The organism is Caulobacter sp. GW821-FHT11E10 (assembly GCF_058808375.1).
In genome coordinates this window covers 237409-258932 of the sequence record NZ_JBXARP010000007.1, presented here as the reverse complement: position 1 = coordinate 258932, position 21524 = coordinate 237409, and the positions used below count along the sequence as shown (strand labels likewise).

General features: G+C 68.5%; 14 protein-coding genes. 13 read left to right on the top strand and 1 reads right to left on the bottom strand.

Going from position 1 to position 21524, the window contains the following annotated elements; genetic code table 11:
- Positions 1-99: 99 nt before the first annotated feature.
- A complete protein-coding gene (locus AC1RRV_RS16750) occupies positions 100-1554 on the top strand; it encodes a hypothetical protein (RefSeq protein ID WP_492860779.1) in 1455 nt (484 codons plus the stop codon).
- Between the two features lie 48 nt (positions 1555-1602).
- Here AC1RRV_RS16750 and AC1RRV_RS16745 read toward each other — a convergent pair whose 3' ends face one another.
- On the bottom strand, positions 1603-2616 hold the full coding sequence (locus AC1RRV_RS16745) for a LacI family DNA-binding transcriptional regulator (protein WP_492860778.1): 1014 nt from the start codon (positions 2614-2616) through the stop codon (positions 1603-1605).
- Between the two features lie 143 nt (positions 2617-2759).
- Here AC1RRV_RS16745 and AC1RRV_RS16740 point away from each other — a divergent pair, with 143 nt between their 5' ends.
- From AC1RRV_RS16740 to AC1RRV_RS16685, 12 genes are all read left to right on the top strand, one after another.
- Positions 2760-4208 (top strand): MFS transporter, encoded by a 1449-nt coding sequence (locus AC1RRV_RS16740; RefSeq protein WP_492860853.1) that lies wholly within the window; start codon positions 2760-2762, stop codon positions 4206-4208.
- Between the two features lie 589 nt (positions 4209-4797).
- Entirely contained in the window at positions 4798-8109 is a 3312-nt protein-coding gene (locus AC1RRV_RS16735) for a TonB-dependent receptor (RefSeq protein WP_492860777.1), read from the top strand.
- A 67-nt stretch (positions 8110-8176) separates the two neighbouring features.
- On the top strand, positions 8177-9736 hold the full coding sequence (locus AC1RRV_RS16730) for a tryptophan halogenase family protein (RefSeq protein ID WP_492860776.1): 1560 nt from the start codon (positions 8177-8179) through the stop codon (positions 9734-9736).
- A complete protein-coding gene (locus AC1RRV_RS16725; RefSeq protein WP_492860775.1) occupies positions 9733-11250 on the top strand; it encodes a tryptophan 7-halogenase in 1518 nt (505 codons plus the stop codon). The genes AC1RRV_RS16730 and AC1RRV_RS16725 overlap by 4 nt, the downstream gene beginning before the upstream one ends.
- Complete coding sequence (locus tag AC1RRV_RS16720) at positions 11243-12283, top strand: cupin-like domain-containing protein (protein ID WP_492860774.1); 1041 nt, start codon at positions 11243-11245, stop codon at positions 12281-12283. Before AC1RRV_RS16725 ends, AC1RRV_RS16720 begins: the two co-directional genes overlap by 8 nt.
- Positions 12280-12999: a DUF6445 family protein gene (locus AC1RRV_RS16715; RefSeq protein WP_492860773.1), complete on the top strand. Its 720-nt coding sequence runs from the start codon at positions 12280-12282 to the stop codon at positions 12997-12999. The genes AC1RRV_RS16720 and AC1RRV_RS16715 overlap by 4 nt, the downstream gene beginning before the upstream one ends.
- A gap of 179 nt (positions 13000-13178) precedes the next feature.
- Positions 13179-15197: a glycoside hydrolase family 97 protein gene (locus AC1RRV_RS16710; protein ID WP_492860772.1), complete on the top strand. Its 2019-nt coding sequence runs from the start codon at positions 13179-13181 to the stop codon at positions 15195-15197.
- Positions 15198-15346: 149 nt separating this feature from the next.
- Positions 15347-16138: an ABC transporter permease gene (locus AC1RRV_RS16705; protein ID WP_492860771.1), complete on the top strand. Its 792-nt coding sequence runs from the start codon at positions 15347-15349 to the stop codon at positions 16136-16138.
- A gap of 9 nt (positions 16139-16147) precedes the next feature.
- The gene (locus tag AC1RRV_RS16700) at positions 16148-16900 is read left to right on the top strand and encodes an ABC transporter ATP-binding protein (RefSeq protein WP_492860770.1); all 753 of its coding nucleotides are present in this window, start codon (positions 16148-16150) and stop codon (positions 16898-16900) included.
- Positions 16897-17817, top strand: coding sequence for a class I SAM-dependent methyltransferase (locus AC1RRV_RS16695; protein WP_492860769.1), 921 nt, complete (start codon positions 16897-16899; stop codon positions 17815-17817). The genes AC1RRV_RS16700 and AC1RRV_RS16695 overlap by 4 nt, the downstream gene beginning before the upstream one ends.
- Positions 17814-20276 carry a glycoside hydrolase family 99-like domain-containing protein gene (locus AC1RRV_RS16690; RefSeq protein ID WP_492860768.1) on the top strand — a complete coding sequence of 821 codons (2463 nt, stop codon included), beginning with the start codon at positions 17814-17816 and terminating at the stop codon, positions 20274-20276. Before AC1RRV_RS16695 ends, AC1RRV_RS16690 begins: the two co-directional genes overlap by 4 nt.
- Positions 20273-21520: a glycosyltransferase family 61 protein gene (locus tag AC1RRV_RS16685; protein ID WP_492860767.1), complete on the top strand. Its 1248-nt coding sequence runs from the start codon at positions 20273-20275 to the stop codon at positions 21518-21520. The genes AC1RRV_RS16690 and AC1RRV_RS16685 overlap by 4 nt, the downstream gene beginning before the upstream one ends.
- The last annotated feature ends 4 nt before the right edge of the window (positions 21521-21524 follow it).

Here is a 21524-nt window from a genome sequence, read left to right as displayed (position 1 = left end):
AAAAAACAGCGTTATGCTTGACAACATATCTTGAGCCGCGTGAGGCTCGTCCCGTCGCGAGCGCCCAAAGAGGCGCGGGAGCGGCGAGGGAGAAAAGCCATGAGCGTTACGACGACCCTGTCGATCACCGACACCGGGCGCATGTACACCTATGTCCAGAACGGCGTTCCCGTGACCCACGAGCGAGCGGTCGCGTTCGACGTGTTCGCCCCCAGTACGCCGGGAAACTACCCGGTGGTGTTCTGGAGCCACGGCCACCTGATCGCGACGTCGGGGGCCCAACTCAACATTCCCAGCCAATGGGCCGACGCCGGCTATATCGTCATCGTGCCGACCCACCTGGACAGCGTCGACCACCCCGATCAGGGCTCGGCGCTGGACGATCGGTTCCCGCTGGACGACCCCGAGTGGACGGTTCAGCGCGTCGAGGACATGGAGTTCGCCTACGCCCAGTTCGCCACCCTCCTGGCCAAGCTGAACACGGTCGGCAGCGGCGGCTATTCAGGCAATCTGGCCGAAGCGACCATCGCCGGACATAGCCAGGGGGCCTTCACGGCGGCGATCCTCACGGGCGCGGTCAGCAACAACGTCGAGCTTCAGGGGCTGGCCAATTCGATCTTCAAGCAAGCGGTGCTCGTCTCGCCGCAGGGCGCCGTGGCCGGCAGCAGCTGGCACGGCCTCTACTACAACTCGCCCACCGACCATTCGTGGGAGAACGTCACCACGCCGACCCTGATCCTGACGGGGGTGGACGATAGCGGGACCGATGGCCAGACCTATCTGACCCGGCTGGACGGCTTCGACTACGCGTCGGTGGGGGACAAGTTCGCGATGGTGGTCACGGGCGCCAGCCATCTGGAAATGGGCGGCGGCGTGGACTCGGCGGTGACGGCCCAGGTGGTCGCGGCCGCCACCACCTTCGCCAACGCCTACGCCAAGAACAACGCCGCCGCCCTGGCCTCGCTGGTCAATGTCGACGCCTATCAGGCGGCCCACACGTTGGTCCGCGAGGTCTATGAGAAGGCGGGCGTCGCCAACGGCGGGACGGCGAACGGCCATGGCGTGCTGGTCGGCGGTTCCAGCGCCGAGGTGCTGACGGGCTCGACGACCGACGATCGCATCTTCGGCAACGGCGGAAACGACACACTGGTCGGCGGCGCGGGCAATGACACCCTCGTCGGCGGCGCCGGCGCCGATCGCCTGACGGGCGGGACCGGCGATGACGTGTTCGACTTCAACGCGGTCGGCGACAGCGGCACGACGTCGACGACGCGCGACAAGATCACCGATTTCCACGACGCCGGAACCGACCGCATCGACCTGGTCACCATCGACGGTGTCCCGGGCGGTTCGGACAATGCCTTCGCCTGGATCGGAACTTCGGCCTTCTCGGCGGTCGGTCAGGCGAACCTGACGACCAGCGGCACCAGCGTGATCGTGCAGCTCAACACCAGCGGCACGTCCGTGGCCGAGTCGACGATCGAGCTCCTCACGACCACGGTCGGGACGGGCATCGGGCAGGTCAACAGCGGCGGCGGGGAGTTCCTGCTGTAGGTCCGCCATGCGCGACGGCCGAGGCCACCGGCGCTCTCAGCTGTCGCGCTACCCGCCGCACGACTCCCGCACGATCAGGTCGGTCGGCAGGGTCTCGGGGCGGTGATCGCCATCCTCGTCGAGGATGCGCGAGACCAGCAGGCGACCGGCCTTGTAGGTGTCCTGCTTGATGGTGCTGAGCGCGGGCGTCGAGAGCCGGCTCAACATCATGTCGTCATAGCCGACGATCGAAACGTCCTCGGGCACCTTAAGGCCGGCGCGCTGCAAAGCCCTGATGGCCCCCAGCGCGATCAGGTCGGACGAGGCGAAGATGGCGTCGAAGGTGGCCTTGCGGCGCAGCAGGCGACTGACGGCGGCGTCGGCTGATTCCAGCTCGAAATCGACCGGCAGGACCAGGGACGGCTCGGGCTCCAGCCCGCTTTCGCGCAAGGCGTCCAGATAGCCTTCGCGGCGCTGGGCGGCCTCGGGATGGGTCTCGCCCAGAAATACGATGCGCTTGCGGCCCAGGCGCGCCAGGTGAAGCGTCGCGCGGCGGCCGCCCAGGAAGTTGTCCGAGCCGATCGAGCAGTACTTCTGGCCCGGCAGCTGGGCGCCCCAGACCACGAAGCGGGCGTCGGTGGCGGCCAGCTGGTTGAAGGCCTCGTGCAGGTCGCCCTGGCCCAGGAAGATCACGCCGTTGGCCCGGTTGGCCGTCGCCGCCAGATAGAGGTCGTCATAGTTGGCCGGGGCCGTATGGCTGACGGTGAAGTCGCAGCCGCGATCGCGGGCGGCCTCGCCGATATTGGCCAGCAGCTCCAGGAAGAACGGGTGCGACAGCGGCAGGGGGCGGCCGTGGGTGCGAGGCATGACGATGGCGATCGCGCCCTCGGCCCCAAGCGGTCCCGCCGGCATGTAGCGGCGGAACGAGTAGCCTTGCTCCTTGGCGATGGCCCAGATCTTCTGCTTGGTCTTGGTGCTGATCGAGTGGTGGTCGTTCAGCGCCCGCGACACCGTCGAGACGGAAACGCCCGCCAGCGTCGCGAGGTCTTCAAGCGTGATGTTGGTGCTGCTATCGTTGGTCATCGCGCTCAAGCATAAGAATAAAAGACCGATAGGTCGGGGGAAAAAGGAAGCCTTTGCCAGGAGAGCCGCAAGACCTTGCGGGCGCGGTCGTGACCGCGTCGCCGCCGGCCAAGGCCCGCCTCAGCTTCCTTCAGATCTGGAACATGTGCTGCGGCCTGTTCGGCGTGCAGATCGTGTGGGGTCTGCAGAACGTCAACACCAGCCGGATCTTCCAGACCCTGGGCGCGGACGTCAACGAACTGGCCATTCTGTGGATCGCGGCGCCGATCACGGGCCTCTTGGTGCAGCCGATCATCGGTCATCTGAGCGACCGGACCTGGGGGCGGCTGGGGCGTCGCCGGCCGTACCTGCTGTACGGGTCGCTGCTGACCGCCGTCGCCCTGATCCTGACGCCCAACGCGCCCACCGTGCTGACGGCCAGCCTGATGCTGTGGCTGCTGACCGCCTCGATCAATATCGCCATGGAGCCGTTCCGGGCCTTCGTCGCCGACTCGCTGCCCAATGCGCAGCGCACGGCCGGCTTCGCCATGCAGGTGTTCTTCATCGGCGCGGGGGCGGTGTTCGCCTCGGCCCTGCCGTGGATGCTGACCCACTGGTTCGGCGTCTCGGGCCAGGCCGCGCCGGGCGTCCTGCCGCCCTCGGTGCACGCCGCCTTCTATGTCGGCGCCGTCGGCCTGATGGTCGCGGTGCTGTGGACCGTGTTTACCACCACCGAGACTCCGCCCGAACGCCTCGCGGCCGAAGGGGCGCTGGCCCAGGCGCGGACGCCGTCGCCGGAAACCGTGCTCTGGATGCGCAACAGCGGCCTGCTGTGGATCGCGGCCGCCGCGATCGTGGCCCTCTGCGCCTTCTTCGGCCGTTGGGGGCGCGAGATCTATGTCTTGGCGATCATGGGCGCGATCTTCGGCGCGGCCCAGCTGGCGACCAGCTGGCTGCGGGGCCGGGGACGCGCCTCGGTCGGCCTGTTCGAGGTGGTCGAGGACATTGTCCATATGCCCGAGGTGCTCAAGCGCCTGGCCGTGGTCCAGTTCTTCACCTGGTTTGGCCTGTTCGCCCTGTGGATCTACGCCACGCCCGCCGTGACCGCCCACCACTACGACGCCGTCGACACCGCCTCGGCGGCCTATAACGCGGGGGCGGACTGGGTCGGCGTGCTGTTCGCCGGCTACAACGGCGTGGCGGCCCTGACGGCCCTGGCCCTGCCGCTGCTGGCGCGCCGGGTCGGACGTCCCGCCAGCCACGCCATCTGCCTGGCCCTGGGCGCCCTGGGCTTCGGCGGTTTCGTGCTGATCGACGATCCGATGCTGCTGTGGATTCCGATCGTCGGCATCGGCCTGGCCTGGGCGTCGATCATGTCGGCCCCCTACGCCATGCTCTCCAGCGCCGTGCCGCCCGGCAAGATGGGCGTCTATATGGGCATCCACAATCTGTTCCTGGTGATCCCGCAGATGGTGGCGGCCACCGTGCTGGGTCCGCTGGTCGCGCGCGTCCTGGGCGGCCAGGCGATCCTGGCCCTGGCCCTGGCCGGCGTCGCCTTCGCGATCGCGGCCGTCCTGGCCCTGACCGTCAAGGACCACGCCGAACACGGCTGACACGCCGCGCTTAAGAGCGGGCGTGGCGCAAGGCTTGCGCTGAATGTCGGCGAGCTTCGTCATCAAGCGCCACTATCAACTCAACGCAAAAATTGCGCAACCTGTTTGCGTGAGCGCTCAGCAACCGCCTGCCACTCAAGGGATTGCGCCAGTTTGCGCGGCATTTTGCGTAAATTTCCGTAACGCCGCTATTGCAACACGCGCAAATTGGCGCAAAAACAACGCAACACGAAAGCGCGGCAGCAACGCGACCGACGGCCACGCGCCGTCTCGACCAGCTCCGAGTTGCGCAAAAATTGCGCCATTCGCTTTTGGACGGCGCGCAGGCGTCAGGGGGAAACGGAGGAGGGATCAGCGCCGTGAGGCGCGCGGTGGGATGACGGCTCCAGGTCAGCGGCAAGCGACCAGGCGCCCCGATCGACAAGCAGACAACAACGAACAGGCGTCCCGGTCGGTGAGCGGGCGCATGCGCAGACACAAATGACCCGTGTTTCAGGCGCGGGCGATCAAGACGTTAGGGAGCAGAGGGATGAGGAAGTTCGATTTCGGCCCGAGCCGGAAGGCTGTCCTGCGGGGGACTGTTTCGCTCATGGCGCTCGCCGCCTTGGGCATGGCCGGCCAAGCCTACGCCCAGGAAGCGGCCAAGACCGATCCGGGCAGCGACACCGTTGACGAGGTCGTCGTGGTGGGCGTGCGCAAGTCGCTCGAGACGTCGCAGCAGATCAAGAAGAACGCCGACACGGTGGTCGACTCGATCACCGCGACCGACATCGGCGCCTTCCCCGACAAGTCCGTGGCCGAGGCGCTGCAGCGCGTGCCCGGCGTCACCGTTTCGCGCCTGCAGTCCAGCGACGACAGCTCGCACTTCTCGGCCGAGCCGGCCAGCGTGCTGATCCGCGGCCTGACCCAGGTTCGCACCGAGTTCAACGGCCGTGACAGCTTCTCGGCCGACGCCGCGCGCGGCCTGAACTTCAACGACATCTCGCCGGAGCTGATGGCCGGCGTCGACAGCTACAAGAACCAGACGGCCGAGATGATCGAGGGCGGCATCGCCGGCACGGTCAACCTGCGCACCCGCCTGCCGTTCGACACCAAGGGCCAGGTGATCTCGGTCACCGGCAAGGTCAACTACGGCGACAAGTCCGAGAAGGTCACCTACGAGTATTCGGGCATCATCACCAAGACCTGGGACACCAGCGTCGGCCGCGTCGGCCTGATGGCCAACTACGCCAACTCGCACGTCCTGACCCAGACCGAGGGCGTGGTCATGCAGCGCCTGGGCACGTTCTGCTCGGCCGGCTACCAGGACGCCAGCGGCAAGCCGATCGTGAAGTCCGACGGCACGATCGCCTGTACGGCCAATCCGTACGGCGGGTCGAGCTGGGTGTTCATGCCCGACCAGGTCAACTACTCGCAGGTGGTCTACGACCGTAAGCGCCACGGCACGGCCCTGGCCTTCCAGTACGAGAACAACGAGGGCAACGTCCGCTTCTCGGCCCAGTACAACGACAGCTACTACAAGAACGCCTGGCTGGAGCGCAGCTCCAACGTGACGATGTTCGGCCTGTGGGCCTCGCCGGCCTTCTCGCCGCAGACCACGGCCTTCATCGCCCCGGCCCCGGGCACGGGCGCCTTCACCTTCGGCGCCGACGGCATGCTGACCTCCGGCACCCTGACCCAGCCGACCGGCGACTGGGGCGGCAGCACGGCCGACAACATCGCCCGCGGCTCGGCGGTCGCCGGCCTGCCCTTCGTCAACTACTGCGGCGCCGGCGCGCCCGCCTGCGCCAGCCAGCGCCAAGGCCTCTACATCGAGAACCAGGCCCGGAACTTCAACCACTCCGAGGGCACCAAGGACTTCTCGATGCACCTGGACTGGGACGTCAGCGACAAGCTGCGCACCAGCTTCGACAGCCAGTACATCAAGGCCGACACCAACAACTACGACATCCTGGTCGCCAACCGCACCATGGCCAACGCCCAGTACGAGGTGAACAAGGACGGTACGCCGAAGATCACCCTGCTGCCGGGCACGAACGTCAACGCCGCGCCGGGCGGGCTGGCCAACCCGCACAACTACTGGATCCCGTTCATCCAGGACCACTACGAGGACAACGACGCCAAGGAACTGGCCCTGCGCGGCGACGCCGAATACAGCTTCGGCAACGGCGGCTGGCTGAACTCGCTGAAGGTGGGCGTGCGCTATGCCGACCGGAAGCAGAACGTCCGCTACTCGACCTACAACTGGTCGCCGGTGGCCGCGCCGTGGAACTGCAACGGCCCGGGCTTCAACGTCGACAACACCACCCCGACCCCGTACCCGGCCGCGTGCGGCCGCACCGACACCTTCAAGGGTTACGGCGCCGGTATCTGGAGCGTCGACAGCCTCGGCGACTTCTACAACGGCAAGGTCTTCCCGAACGGGAACATGGTCTTCCTCAGCAAGGACACGCTGGCGGACCACGACGGCCTGATCAAGGCGCTGAGCGGCAAGACCACCAACTCGCCGATGCAGTGGACCCCTCTGTGCGAGCGCACCGCCAACACCGAGGGCTGCTTCGTGCCGCCCGAAATGCTGAAGGTGCAGGAGAAGACCAAGGCGGCCTACGCCATGTTGCGCTTCGGCGGCGACGACAAGACGATCTTCGACGGGATCACCGTCCAGGGGAACCTCGGCGTTCGCTACGTTCACACCCGGCTGGACAGTTCGGGCGGCGTCGCCTTCCCGACCAACGTCTGGTACGCGACCGCGGCCGCCGTGCCGTGCGCGACGCCTCTGTCGGGCGGCAACGTCACCAACATCTCGTGCTGGCTGAAGCCCGAGCTGCTGAGCTTCTCGAACGGGGGCTCATCCCTGAACGAATTCGGCCAGTCGCATAACAACTGGCTGCCCAGCTTCAACGTCCGCTTCGGCCTGACCGACAAGCAGTTCGTCCGCTTCGCCGCCTCCCGCGCCTTGTCGCGTCCGGACTTCGGCCTGCTGCGCAACTTCGTCGGCGTCCAGAGCCCGGCGATCAACACCGGGCCGGACTCGCCCTATGTGATCTGGAAGGACCCGGCCGCGGCCCACACCGCCGCCAACGTCGCCGGCTATAATTTCCAGTTCAACGCCGACTCCGGCTACGCGGCGCTGAAGCCGATCACGGCCGACCAGTTCGACGTGACGTACGAGAACTACTTCACGCCCAGCAGCTCTTTCACGGCGGCGCTGTTCTACAAGAAGCTGAACGGCTCGATCGCCTACGGCGAGTTCCTGCGCTCGTTCACCAACAACGGTTCGACCCAGAACGTGCTGGTGCGCGGCCCGCGCAACGGCAACGGCGGCGGCGAGCTGAAGGGCTTCGAGCTGGCCTACCAGACCTTCTTCGACTTCCTGCCGGGGATCTGGAGCGGCCTGGGCATGCAGGCCAACTGGACCCACACCAAGCAGTCGGGGATCAGCAACTCCAACCTGGCAAACCAGCCGGGCTATGCGGCCGGCGGCACCATCGCCTTCGGCGGCGGCCTGCAGGTCAACGGTCAGGTGATGGACAGCCACCGCCTCGCCGGCATCTCGGACAACGCCTACAACCTGGTGGGCCTGTACGAGAAGGGCCCGATCGCCATGCGCCTGGCCTACAACTGGCGCTCGTCGTTCCTGACCAACAACCTCGACTGCTGCATCGGCATGCCGATCTACCAGAAGGCCGCCGGCTATCTGGACGGGTCGATCCGCTACTCGCTCAACGACAAGATCGAGATCTCGCTGGAGGGCTCGAACCTGCTCAACACCACCTCGGTGTTCCAGCAGCAGGTGTTCGGCGACAGCGGCCTCACGCCCAATGCCGCGCCGGTGAAGAAGGATACCGGCTGGATCCGCAACGACCGTCGCGTTCAGTTCGGCGTCCGCTTTAAGTACTAGGTGCTGAAGGACTCATGCCGTCGCGGTCTCCTCCGCGGCGGCATGGGCTCCAGTTTGAGGTCCGACCATGCGGACAGACGAAAACAGAGCGGCCTTTAGGGTCGTCATCGTCGGCGGAGGAACGGCGGGGTGGATGTGCGCGGCGGGTATGTCGCGGCTGCTGGATCCCCGCGACTATGCCGTCACCCTGGTCGAGTCCGACGAGATCGGCACTGTGGGAGTCGGCGAAGCCACCCTGCCGCACATCAAGACCTTCAACGACATGCTGGGCATCGACGAAGCCCAGTTCATGGGCGAGACCCAGGGCACGTTCAAACTCGGCATCGAGTTCAGGAACTGGGGCCGACAGGGCGACCGCTACATCCACCCGTTCGGTACGTTCGGCGAGCCGTGGGCGGGCGTCGACTTCCAGCACCACTGGACCCGCGCCAAGCTCTGCGGCCTCGATCCGGCGCCGTTGCAGGACTTTTCCTATGCCGTGGTCGCGGCCCGCGCGAACTCCTTCGAGTTCCCGAACGAGGACCAGAAGTCGATCCGTTCGACCTATGCCTACGCCTATCATTTCGACGCTGGCCTCTACGCGGCGTTCCTGCGGCGGTGGTCGGTCGCGCGCGGCGTGACGCGGGTCGAGGGGCTGGTGCAGGACATCGCCCAGGATGGCGAAAGCGGCCACGTCACCGGCCTTACCCTGAAGTCCGGCCAGAGGATCGAGGGCGACCTCTTCATCGACTGCACCGGCTTCCGATCGATGTTGCTCGGTGGGCTGATGAAGGCCGAGTGGGACGACTGGACCCAGTGGCTGCCGTGCGACCGCGCCCTCGCCGTGCCCTGCGCGCGGGCCGGCGCTTTCACCCCCTACACCCGTTCCACCGCCCAGGAGGGCGGCTGGATCTGGCGCATTCCGCTGCAGCATCGCACCGGTAACGGCTACGTGTTCTCCAGCGCCTTCCTCGACGAGGACAAGGCGAGCGACACCCTGCTGGCTCAGCTCGACGGCGCCGCCCAGATGGAGCCCAGGCTGTTGCGCTTCGCCGCCGGTCGTCGCAAGGCGGGCTGGACCGGCAATGTCGTGGCCATGGGTCTGGCCAGCGGCTTCCTGGAGCCCCTGGAGTCGACCAGCATCTTCCTGATCCAGGCGGCGGTGATCGACCTGATCAACCTGATGCCGACCCGGCGCACGGGCCTCGACCCGCGCCTGTCGGCCGAGTTCAACCGGCTGTTCGAGATCCAGTACGACCGGGTCCGCGACTTCCTGATCCTGCACTACCGCGCCAACCAGCGCGTCGGTCAGCCGCTGTGGGACCACGTGCGGACCATGCCGATCCCGGCCAGCCTGGAAGAGAAGCTGGCCCTGTTCGAGGGCCGCGCCGGCCTGCCGGACTACAAGTACGGCCTGTTCTCGCGCGACAGCTGGCTGTCGGTGCTGGAAGGGCAGGGGATCCAACCGCGCGCCTACGATCGTCTGGCCGAGGCCATGCCGCTGGACGTGCTGGGCGCCAAGCTGGCCGACCTGAAGACGCGGATCGACAGCAACGTCGCCGCGATGAGCTCCCACGCCGACTTCGTGGCGCGGTACTGCCCAGGCGCCTCCGAGGCCGCGCCGATCGCCAAGGCGGCGGCGCAATGAGCGGCGCGGCGCCCACCAAGGTCGTGGCTGTGGGGCGCGACGCCCCGCTGTGGCTGTCCGCCGCCGTCCTGCGCGCCGCGTTGGAGCCGGCTGGCGTGTCGGTCACGGCGGTGGAACTGCCCAGCCGCCTGACCCCCGCCAGCGTCCACGCGACCCTGCCGGCGCTGGAGGCCCTGCACAACCAGCTGGGCCTGGACGAGTCGACCCTGATGCGGAGCGTCTGCGGAAGCTTCTCTCTGGGCGGAAACTTCGCGGACCTGACCGGCCAGGCGCCGAGCTTCTTCCATGCCCACGGAACGCACGGCGCGCCGATCGATGGGCGGGACTTCTTCGCCTACTGGCTGAAGGCGCGAGGGCTGGGTCTCAACGCCGAATTCGCCGACTTCTCGCCGACCGCCGCCGCCGCCATGCACGGCCGCTTCGTCATGCCCGACGCGGAGACCGAGGTCTTCGGCCGCACCGATTACGGCTACCACCTTCCGGCCCTGGCCTATGCCGGGGTCTTGAAGCGCCTGGCTGTCCGCGAGGGCGTCGAGGCCCATCAGGCGCTGGGGATCACGGTCGAGCGGACCGAGGCCGGCGATGTCGCCGCCGTTGACCTGGGCGAAGGCCGCCGGATCGCCGGCGATCTGTTCATCGACGCCACGGGTCCGGAAGCCCTGCTGATCGGCGGGGCCCTGGGCGTGGGCCGCGAGTCCTGGCGCGAGGCCTTCCCGGCCGATCGCGTGCTGACCGCCCTGGCCCCGGCCTTCCCATCGATTCCCGCCTACGCCGAGGTTCGCGCCTGGGCGCGCGGCTGGACCGCCCTGCATCCGGCCCAGAACCAGACCCATGTGATCCAGGCCTATGCCGGCGATCTGTGTACGGACGACGAGGCGCTGCAAGCCGCCAGCGCGGCCTCCAGCCTGCCGATCAAGGACGCGTCGGTCGCCGTCTCCGCCCCCGGGCGGCGGCTGTCGGCCTGGAGCCGCAACGTCGTGGCGATCGGCGAGGCGGCCTGCGCCTTCGATCCCCTCCACGGCGTCGAGCTGCACGCGGTGCAGATGGGACTGGTCCAGCTCTTGAGTCTGTTCCCGGTCTCCGGCGACTGGCGGTTCGAGCAGGGCGCTTACGACAGGGCCATGCGCGAGCAGTTCGAGCGCGTGCGCGACTTCCAGCAGGTCCACTACGTCCTGAACCGCTACGGCGCCTCCGACTTCTGGACCCGCGCCCGCCAGGCCGCGCCGTCGGCCGATCTGGCTCACATGATCGCCCTGTTCCGCGCTCGCGGCGAGATCGCGCCGTTCGAGCACGACAGCTTCCCGGCCGACAGCTGGCGGGCCCTGTTCGTCGGCCATGGCGTGACGCCCGACAGCCACGCGCCGCTGATCGACGCGACGTCGCCCGAGCTGATGAAGCACGAGTTCCGGCGCATTCTCTCCTTCATCAAGGACCAGGTCGAACGCCAGCCGACCCACGACCTGTATCTGGAAAGCTTCTGCGGCAGGGTCCCGTCGGAGACGCCGCATGGATAGCGGCCTGACCATCGACCCGTCCCTGAGCCTGGAAGCCCTGCCGCGCGTGGCCGCGGTCGCCGCGCCGTCGCCGGAGGCCTTCGAGCGGATCATCGCGGCCGAGGCGCCGGTGGTGATCAAGGGCTTGCTCGACACTTGGCCCGCCCTGGCCGCCGGTCGTTCACCGGGGACGATGAACGCCTATCTCAAGGCCATGGACAGCGGCCTGCCCGGCCCGGTCATGGAGGCGCCGGCCAGCACCAACGGCTGGTACGCCTACGGCCCGGACATGCGCGAGTTCAGCTTCTCCAAGCGCAACGCCGGGATCAGCGAGACCCTGGACCGCATCGAGGCCCTGCTGGGCCGGCCGAATGCGCCGTTCGTGGCCATCCAGATGCTGCCGCTGGCCACCCACATGCCCGAGTTCGTGCGTCAGAACCCGATGGCGCTGGTCTCCCCCAAGGTCATGCCGCGCCTCTGGGTCGGCGGACCGCTGCGGACCCAGACCCACAACGATCGCGACCACAACCTGGCCTGCGTGCTCGCCGGCCGCCGCCGCTTCGTGCTGTTTCCGCCGGAGCAGGTGTCGAACCTCTATGTCGGCCCGTTGGAGACCCCGCCGCCGCTGTCGCTGGTCGATCCGGAGGCGCCGGACCTGGCCCGCTTCCCCCGCTATCGCGACGCCTATGCCGCCGCCCGGGTGGCGTGGCTGGAGCCGGGCGACGCGCTGTTCATGCCCAAGCACTGGTGGCACCACGTCACCTCGCTCGAGCCTTACAACACCATGGTCAACTACTGGTGGGGCGACACGGCCGTGGGTCTGGAGCGGCCCGTCGACGTCTTCCAGATCGCCCTGCTGGCCCTGAAGGACCTGCCCGACGGCGAGAAGGCCTACTGGCGCGAGATGTTCGCCACCTATGTCTTCGGCGACCGAGGCGAGGCGACGGCGCACATCCCGGAAAGCCTGCGGGGCGCGCTCGGAACCTTGAGCCCGGCCCAGCGCGCGGCCCTGAAGCAGCAGCTGAAGATGGCCGTGCTGAGGTCGCCGACATGAGCGTCTCGACCGCCGTCAAACCCCTGATGCTCGGGCCGAGCATCAGCGTCCGCCTGCGCAGGATCGGCGCCGAGCAGAACCCGCTGCTGATCGTCGACGACGTGCTGGCCGACCCGTGGGCGATGGTCGACGCGGCCCGGGCCGCCGCGTTCTACCGGCCGCCGCACACCAACTATCCGGGCCTCAACGCCAACCTGCCCGAGGCCTACTACCGCACGGTGGTCACGGCCTTGCGCGGCCCGATCGAGGCGGCGTTCGGGATCTCGGCCAGCACGGTGCTCAAGTTCTTCGGCTTCTTCGCCCTGGCCACCACGCCGGCCGAGTCCGCGACGCCCGTGCAGGCCATCCCGCACCTGGACGCGCCGGACCCGAACCGCCTGGCCATGGTCCACTACTTTTGCCAGGGCGACTTCGGGGGTACGGGCTTCTTCCGCCATGCGGAAACGGGCTTCGAGTCCGTCGACGCGTCCCGGCAGTCCGCCTACGCCGCCGCCGTCGAGGCGGAGCTGGCGCGCGGTCCTCGCGGCGCCTTCGCGGGGGCGGAAACCCCCGGCTATGAGTTGATCGACGAGGTCGAGCCCGTCTTCAACCGACTGATCGTCTATCGCGGCCATGTCCTCCACGCCGGCCTTCTGGGCCGGGGCGGCGGCGCGGCCGATCCCGCCAGCGGCCGGCTGACGGCCAATGGCTTCATCGAGGCGGCCGACACCGGATAGCGCCGCCCTCGAACCCCTTCGTCCGATCTTCGTCCGGCGCGGGCAATTCGGCGCGCGTCGCCAAGACCTTCTTTGCGTTCGATCGGTCCGCGTATCCGGGCTGATCCAAGTCCTCCCCCCTGCGTCTCCGGCTCCCCATCCTGCGGGGCCGGGGCGCCCTTTTCGAAAGAGACCGTTCGATGAGCTTCCGAACCCTCGCCCTGTTGGCCGTCCTGGCCTCGCCGGCGATCGCTCAGGCCGCGGAACGCGAGTGCGCCCAGTCGCCGGGCAAGGTGATCGAGGTGTGCGTCTTCACCCGTGACGGTCAGGCCTTTTACGAGGTGAGCCGGAGCGGCAAACCGGTGCTGGCGGCCGCGACCATGGGCCTTTCGTTCGCCGGTGAGCCCCAGGCGCGGATCACCGGGATCACGGCCGCCAAGCGTTCGGCTTCGGATACGACCTGGGAGCAGCCCTGGGGCGAGCAGCGGGTCATCCGCGACGACCATTCTGAACTGACCGTCTCGCTGGCCGGCGACACGCCGCTGAACAAGAGTTTCAACGTCACCTTCCGCCTGTTCGATGACGGTCTGGGCTTCCGCTACGCCTACGCCTCGATCCCGGCCGGCCAGGCCGTGGCGGTCACCGACGACCGCACCGAATTCAAGCCCGTCGGGGCCTATGACGCCTGGTGGTACGAAGCCCTGGGTCAGGAGCGCGACGAGTACCTCTACAAGCAGACCGACGCGCGCCGCATCACCCTGGCCGAGACCCCGCTGACGTTCCGCGAAAAGGGCGGGCTGCACCTCGCCATCCACGAGGCGGCCCTGGTCGACTTCCCGTCGATGCTGCTCGCGGGCGACGGGGCCGGGACCTACAAGGCCCGGCTGATGCCGTGGGCCGACGGGACCCTGGCCAGGAAGACGGGCGCCTTCACCACCCCCTGGCGCACCGTGCTGATCGGCGAGACCGCCGGCGCGCTGGCCGACAGCCGCATCGAGCTGAACCTCAACGAACCCAGCAAGCTGGCCGACACCTCCTGGATTCAGCCTGGCAAATATGTCGGCATCTGGTGGGAGATGCACCTGAACCGCTCGACCTGGGGCAGCGGCCAGATCCACGGCGCGACGACCGCCAACACCAAGCGCTACATCGATTTCGCCGCCAAGTACGGCTTCGACGGCGTGCTGGTCGAGGGCTGGAACAAGGGCTGGGACGGCGACTGGATCGCCAACGGCGACAAGTTCAGCTTCACGGAGGCCTATCCCGACTTCGACCTCAAGGCGGTCACCGACTACGGCAAGGCCAAGGGCGTCAAGCTGATCGGCCACAACGAGACCGCCGGGGCCGTGCCCAACTACGAGGCCCAGCTGGAGGACGCCATGAAGCTCTACGAGAGCGTCGGCGTCTCGCAGGTCAAGACCGGCTATGTCCGCCACAGCGGCACGATCCTCGACCAGGACGGCCAGCCGCAGTGGTTCGCCGGCCAGTACATGGTCCGCCATAACCTGCGCGTCGCCGAGGTGGCGGCCCGCCACAAAATCTCGATCGACGCCCACGAGCCGGTCAAGGACACCGGCCTGCGCCGCACCTGGCCCAACATGCTGAGCCGCGAGGGCGCGCGGGGGCAGGAGTTCAACGCCTGGGGCAATCCGACCAACCCGCCCGAGCACACGGTGATCCTGCCGTTCACCCGCATGCTGGCGGGGCCGATGGACTTCACGCCGGGCATCATGGACGTCGTCCACGGCAAGGACGAGCTGACCCGCCGCGGCCAGTCGACCATCGCCGTGCAGCTGGCGCTGTATGTCGTGCTCTACAGCCCGGTCCACATGGCGGCCGACCTGCCTGAGAACTACGAGGCGCGTCCCGACGCCTTCCAGTTCATCCGCGACGTGCCGACCGACTGGGAGGTCTCCAAGACCCTGCAGGGCGAGGTCGGCGACTACATCCTCGTCGCCCGCCAGCCGCGCGGCGGCAAGGACTGGTTCCTGGGCGCGCTCACCGACGAGCAACCGCGCAAGCTCGCCCAAAAGCTGGACTTCCTGGCCCCGGGCAAGCGCTATGAGGCCCAGATCTATCGCGACGGGCCCTGGGCCGACTATCGCAACAATCCCGGCGCTCTGACGGTCGAGAAGAAGGTCGTCACCGCCAAGGACAGCCTGGACTTCGACATGGCGCCCGGCGGCGGGACCGCCGTCCGCTTCAAGGTCCTCGACTAGAAGCGGCTCTGAACTAAAGTTTTTACGCAACACTCCGGGCGCGGGTTGAAAGACCCGTGCTCGGCCACCCTCCAAAGCATTGTCGCGCGGCCCAGGGCTCTGTAAGCAGGCGCCTTGTGATCGCCCCTGGGCGCTTTGGAAGGTTGCGGATGCCGAGTTCCCTGAAGGCGGCGCTCAAGGACGTGGGAGACGCCATCCGTCTCGCGCCCCTGTGGTGGCGGCTCGGCCTGGACCAGACAGCCTCGCGCTTCCAGCGGTCGATCCTCGGCCCCTTCTGGATGGCCTGCAACCTGCTGGTCGTCGCCTTCGCCCTGGCCTTCCTGGTCAGCGCCCTGATGGGCGTGAACCTGATGGGCACCTTTCCGCAGGTGGTGGCGGGCCTGCTGGCCTGGTCGCTGGTCGGGACCACGATCGCCGACGCCCAGGCGATCTTCCTCTACAATGCCGGCCTGATGCAGAGCCAACGCCTGCCGCTGACCTTCTATGTGTTCCTGCACGCCCAGAAGGCCGCGACCAACTTCCTGTTCCAGATGATCGCCTTCTGGGCGACGATGCTGCTCATCGGCAAGTTCGCCGTGCCGCACTGGACCCTGATCCCGGCGGTGGCGCTGGTTTTGCTGATCGTGTGCTTCCAGGGCTTCATCATCGCCATTCCGTCGACCCGCTTCCGCGATGTGGCCTACATGATGAGCTATGTCGTCCAACTGCTGTTCTACGTGACGCCCGTGTTCTGGGTGACGGCCAATGTCAGCGCCAAGCACCGCTGGGTGGTCGAGCTGAACCCGCTGGCCCACCAAGTCGAGCTGCTCCGCGCCGCGCTGACCGGTCATGCTCCCGCCGCGATCGACTGGTTGTGGACGCTGGGAACGACCGGCGTCTTGGCAATAATCGCACTCGCGCTGCTGGCCATGTTCCGCAAGCGCGTGGTCTTCTGGCTCTAGGAGACGGCGATGACGCACCAGATCAAGCTGACGAACGTCGACCTCGACTATTTCGTCTACAGCCTGCGCTCGCAGTCGCTGCGCAGCGCCGTGTTCAATCTCGCGGTCGGCGGCAAGATGTATAAGGCCGCCGGCGACGTCGCGGCCGTGCGGGCGCTGTCCGAGATCAATCTCGAGATCAACGAGGGCGACCGGATCGCGCTCGTCGGCCACAACGGGTCGGGCAAGACCACCCTGCTGAAGGTGATCGCCGGCATCTATTCGCCGACGCGCGGCGAGCTGTCGATCAACGGCGACATCACCTCGATGATCGCCATCAACGCCGGCATCGACATGGAGGCCACCGGCCTTCGCAACATCCACAAGCTGGGCCTGATGCGGCGCCTGTCCCGCAAGACGATCGACAGCCGCATCGACGCCATCGCCGAGTTCTCGGGCCTGGGCGACTTTCTGCATCTGCCCGTGCGCACCTATTCGGCCGGCATGCTGGCTCGCCTGATGTTCGCCGTCGCCACCGAGTTCGAGGCCGATATCCTGGTGCTGGACGAGTGGCTCAGCGCCGGCGACGCCGACTTCGTCAAGAAGGCGGGCCAGCGCATGAACCGCATGGTCGAGGACGCCAAGATCGTCGTCATCGCCACCCACGACCACGAGCTCGTCAGCCGCGTCTGTAACCGCGTGTGCGAGCTCCAGGCCGGCCGCATCGTGTTTCTGGGCACCACCCAGGACTGGCTGGTCCACCGGGAATCCCACGCCGCATGACCGTTACCGCTCGTCGTCTCGCCCATGAAGACCTCAAGGGCGTCGCCTCCGACGCCTGGATCGAGCGCCTGAAGCGTTCGGTGGCCGAGCGCGCCCAGGACGGGCTGGTGTTCCCCGATTTCCCGTCGGCCGAGATCCAGCGCCAGTTCGTGGGCTCGGCCTATGAGGACGCCCTCGACGAGGCGGGGACGTTCTACGCCTTCGCTCAGGAAAGCATGCAGGACCGCGCCTACAAGCGGTCGACCGGCCAGGGCTATCTGGACTTCGGCTGCGGCTGGGGCCGCATCGGACGCTTCTTCCTGCGCGACTTCCAGGCGCCGGACATGGTCGGGGTCGACATCGATCCGGACATGGTCGCCTTCTGCGCCGGGGCCAATCTGCCGGGCCGGTTCGAGACCGTCGTCAACGGCCAGGCCCTGCCGTTCGAGGACGGCCAGTTCCGCCTGATCACGGCCTATTCGGTGTTCACTCATCTGCCGCCGCACCTGTTCCGCGCCTGGCTGGCCGAGCTGCTGCGGGTGCTCGCGCCCGGCGGCCAGCTGGTGTTCACGGTCGAGCCGCCGCGCTTCCTCGACATGCTGGAGGCCACGGACGCCACCTCGTCCAACGCCTGGATGGCGGCGCTGGCGGTCTACAAGGATCGTCTGCCGCAGCTGCGCGACGACCTCGCCCAGGAAGGCATCGCCTATCTGCCGTCCGGCGGCGGCGACTATCGCGAGCCCGACGTCTATGGCGAGACGGCCGTGACCGCCAAGTTCGTGGCCAAGGAGGCCGCCCCGCACGGCGGCGAGGTGGTGCGCTATGTCGACGATCCGGCCCGCTTCTGGCAGGCGGCGGTGGTCATCCGCAAGCGCGACCCCAACCGGCGCCAGGGCGTCTTCGCGCGTCTGATGGCGCGGTTCACGAGCAAGGCATGAGCGCCCTGCCGCCCGGTTTCAAGCTCGGCCGGGACGTCACGCTCCGGGGCGGCGACGCCCAGGGCCGGACGATCCTGGCGGCGGCCGGCGGCGATCCGCAGATGCTCTGGACCCCGACCCGCGCCGAGCGCGCGGCCCTGCGCGCGGCCAAGGCCGTACGGATCGACCTCAAGCTCGAGGCGGTCGAGGGGCAACTGGTCGGCCCGGCGCTCTATGCCGACTGGGGCGACGGCTTTTCCGAGGATTCCTACACCCGCCTGAAGGCCGGACCGGATGGCTGGTTCGCCTCGCTGCCGGCCCGTAGCTGGCAGTTGACCGGCCTGCGGCTGGACCCGTCCGAGGGCGCGTGCGCGTGCGCGTTCACGGTCGGCGACTTCAAGGTCACCCGCATCGGCGACCTTGGCCAGGATCCGCGCGGCCTGAAGGGCGCGGCGATCCAGGCGCTCAAGCCGATGCTGGGGCCGCTGCGCAAGCCGGTCGGCGCGGCCTGGCGGCGTGGCCGGGCGTTGCTGGACCGCTCGCGGACGACGCGCTCCGGCGGCGGCGACGTCGGGCCGGTGCGCGCGACCTACGACCATGCGATCGCGGTGTCCAAGAACCTGCGCAGCTCGCACTACGCCGCGCCGATCGCCGCGCCGATCGCGCTTCCGGCGCAGGCCCCGAAGGTCGTGGCCTTCTACCTGCCGCAGTTTCATCCGTTTCCGGAGAATGACGCCTGGTGGGGCAAGGGCTTCACCGAGTGGACCAATGTCTCCAAGGCCCAGCCGCAGTTCCTGGGCCACTACCAGCCGCGTCTGCCGGCGGACCTGGGCTTCTACGACCTGCGTCAGCGCGAGGTGCTGGCCCAGCAGATCGACCTGGCCAGGGGCGCGGGCGTCCACGCCTTCTGCTTCCACTACTATTGGTTCGCCGGAAAGCGCCTGCTGGAGAAGCCGATCGAGCTGTTCCTGGCCGACCCGAGCCTGGACCTGCCGTTCGCCCTCTGCTGGGCCAACGAGAACTGGACCCGGCGCTGGGACGGCGACGAGAGCGACATCCTGATGGGTCAGGATCACTCGCCCGAGGATGACCACGCCGTGTTCGAGGACATGGCCCGCTACATCCGCGACCCGCGCTACCTGAAGGTCGGCGGCAAGCCGGTGCTGGTCCTCTACCGCCCGGAGATCCTGCCGGACGCCAAGGCCACCACCGACCGCTGGCGCGCGCGGGCCCGGGCGATGGGGCTGGGTGAGTTGCACCTGCTGTGCACCACGGCCTTCGGCTTCCAGGACTATGCCGGCCACGGCTTCGACGGGATCATCGACTTCCCGCCGCACGCTATCGTCGAGGGCGAGATCACCAAGTCGGTGACGCCGCTGCACGCGAATTTCACGGGCAAGGTCTACGACTACCCGACCGTCGTTCAGCACAAGCTGGACGAGCTGGCGGCCGTCGATGCGGCCTTCGTACCGGGCGTCATGCCGGGCTGGGACAACCAGGCGCGCAAGCCGTGGGCGGGCCACGCCTTCCACAACGCCGATCCGGAAAGCTATCTGACCTGGCTGTCGGGGGCGTTGAAGCATGCCGAAGCCAGGCACCCGAGAGACCAGGCCCTGGTCTTCGTCAACGCCTGGAACGAGTGGGGGGAGGGCGCTTATCTGGAGCCCGACCGCTGGTTCGGCCATGGCTATCTGCACGCCACCCGGGCGGCGCTCAGCGGCTGGCTGCCGCGCCTGACCGACGCCCATCCGCTGGTGGCCGAGGCGCAAGGCGCGTTCGCCAAGCGCGCCGAGGCGGTGACGCTGCTGCACCTCTTCTATCCGGAGCTGATCGACTGGTTCGCCGAGCGGTTGGCGGCGACGTCCGACGTCCTGGACCTGATGATCACCGTGCCGGAGACCTGGGGCGAGGCCGATCTCGCCCGCGTCCGCGCGGCCTTCCCGACCGCCCACCTGGCTGTCGCCGAGAACCGAGGCCGTGATATCCGGCCGTTCGTCGAGACCCTGCGCCGGGCGCGGGTGCTGGGTTATTCGGTGTTCTGCAAGCTGCACTCCAAGCGTTCGCCGCACCAGGCCAAGGGTGACCAGTGGCGGGCCGAGCTGGTCGACGGCCTGCTGGGCGGCGAGGCGACGGCCCTGGCGATCCGCGCGTTCGGCCAGGACCCGAAGCTGGGCCTGCTGGCCGCGGCCGGCGCCCGGATGCGGATCGGCGATCCCGACGTCATGGACAACAATCGCCCGGACGTGGAGCGCCTGTCGGCCCGGATGGGGCTGAAGCCGCGACCCGAGACGCCGTTCGCGGCGGGCTCGATGTTCTGGGGGCGGACGGAAGCCTTCGCCCCGCTGACCGAGCTGTCCGACGCCGAACTCGGCTTCGGTCCAGAGCTGGGCCGCGTCGACGGCACGACGGCGCACGCGATCGAGCGGCTGACCGCGGCCATCGTCACCCGCGCCGGCTATCGCGCGAGCTTCGAACTGTGAGCAAGCTGACCCGCCTGGTTCGCCGCGTGGGGCGCAAGCTGAAGGCCCTGGTCCCCGAGGCCCCGCCGCCGGCCGGGATCGCGCTGACGGTGGTCGAGGAGGCGGAGGTTCTGCCCCGCGTCGCCGACGCCCTGGCCGACGACCTCGACGGGGCGGGCGTGATCGCCACCGTGGTCGAGCAATCGATCCTGGGCCAGGTCGAGGCGCGGGCCGTGTCGGCCGGCAAGAGCGGCGGCGTCGACGCGCCGGCCTGGGCGCACGGCGACAACGGCGCCCTGCGCGCCGCCGTCGACCTGGTGCGGGTCAAGGACGTCTGGCACGTCCCGGCCTTCGGCGCGGTGTTCAACGACCAGGGCCAGGTCTTCAAGCGCGCCGTCCACGAAGCCCTCTACCTGACCCCGACCCTGGCGGCCCTGCCGCACACGCGACGCGAGGGCGAGGTCACCCTGTTCGAGCCGCCGGCCGACGCGCCGGTCATCCCGCGCGCCACGGTGTTCATGGCCTGGGGCGGCCTGCACAATTACGGCCACTTCCTGATCGACTGCCTGCCGGCGCTGTGGGCCGCCAGGCAGGCGGGCGCCTTGAGTCAGTATCCCGCCGTGGCCCCGCCGCTGCTGCCCTGGCAGGCCGAACTTCTGGCCCTGCTGCTGGACGGCGAAGCGCCGATGCCGACGGTGATCGAGGCTCCGGCCGCGCGTCTGGGCGAGGCGGTCTACGCCACGGCCATGGACCACTTCCTGCACGAGCCCGGCCCGCCGCTGGACGCCGTGCGCGCGCGGATCCTGGCCAGCGCGGCGATCACGGACGATCCGGCCGCCCCGACCAGACTCTACGTCTCCCGCCTGGGCTCGCTGAAGCGGGTGCTGGTCAACGAGGCCGAGCTGGAAGCGGCGCTGGAGGCGCGAGGCTTCACCATCGTCCGGCCCGAGATCCTGTCGGTCCGCGACCAGATCGCCCTGTTCCATCGCGCCGAGGTCGTGGTCGCCCCCGCCGGCGCGGCCCTGGCCAACATCCTATTCTGCAAGCCGGGCGTGAAGGTCATCGAGATCCAGCCCAGCAACTTCATCGGCGTCTGGGTGCGCAACATCGCCCTGCTGATCGGCGTCGACTGGCGCGGCTTCTTCGCGCCCTCGCCGCTCAGCGAGACCGAGGTGGTGATGGAGGGCGAACTTCGTCCCGCCTCGGAGTTCCGCTGGCGGCTCGACCTGGAGGGCTTCCTGGCCTTCCTCGACGGCGCGCTCTAGGCCG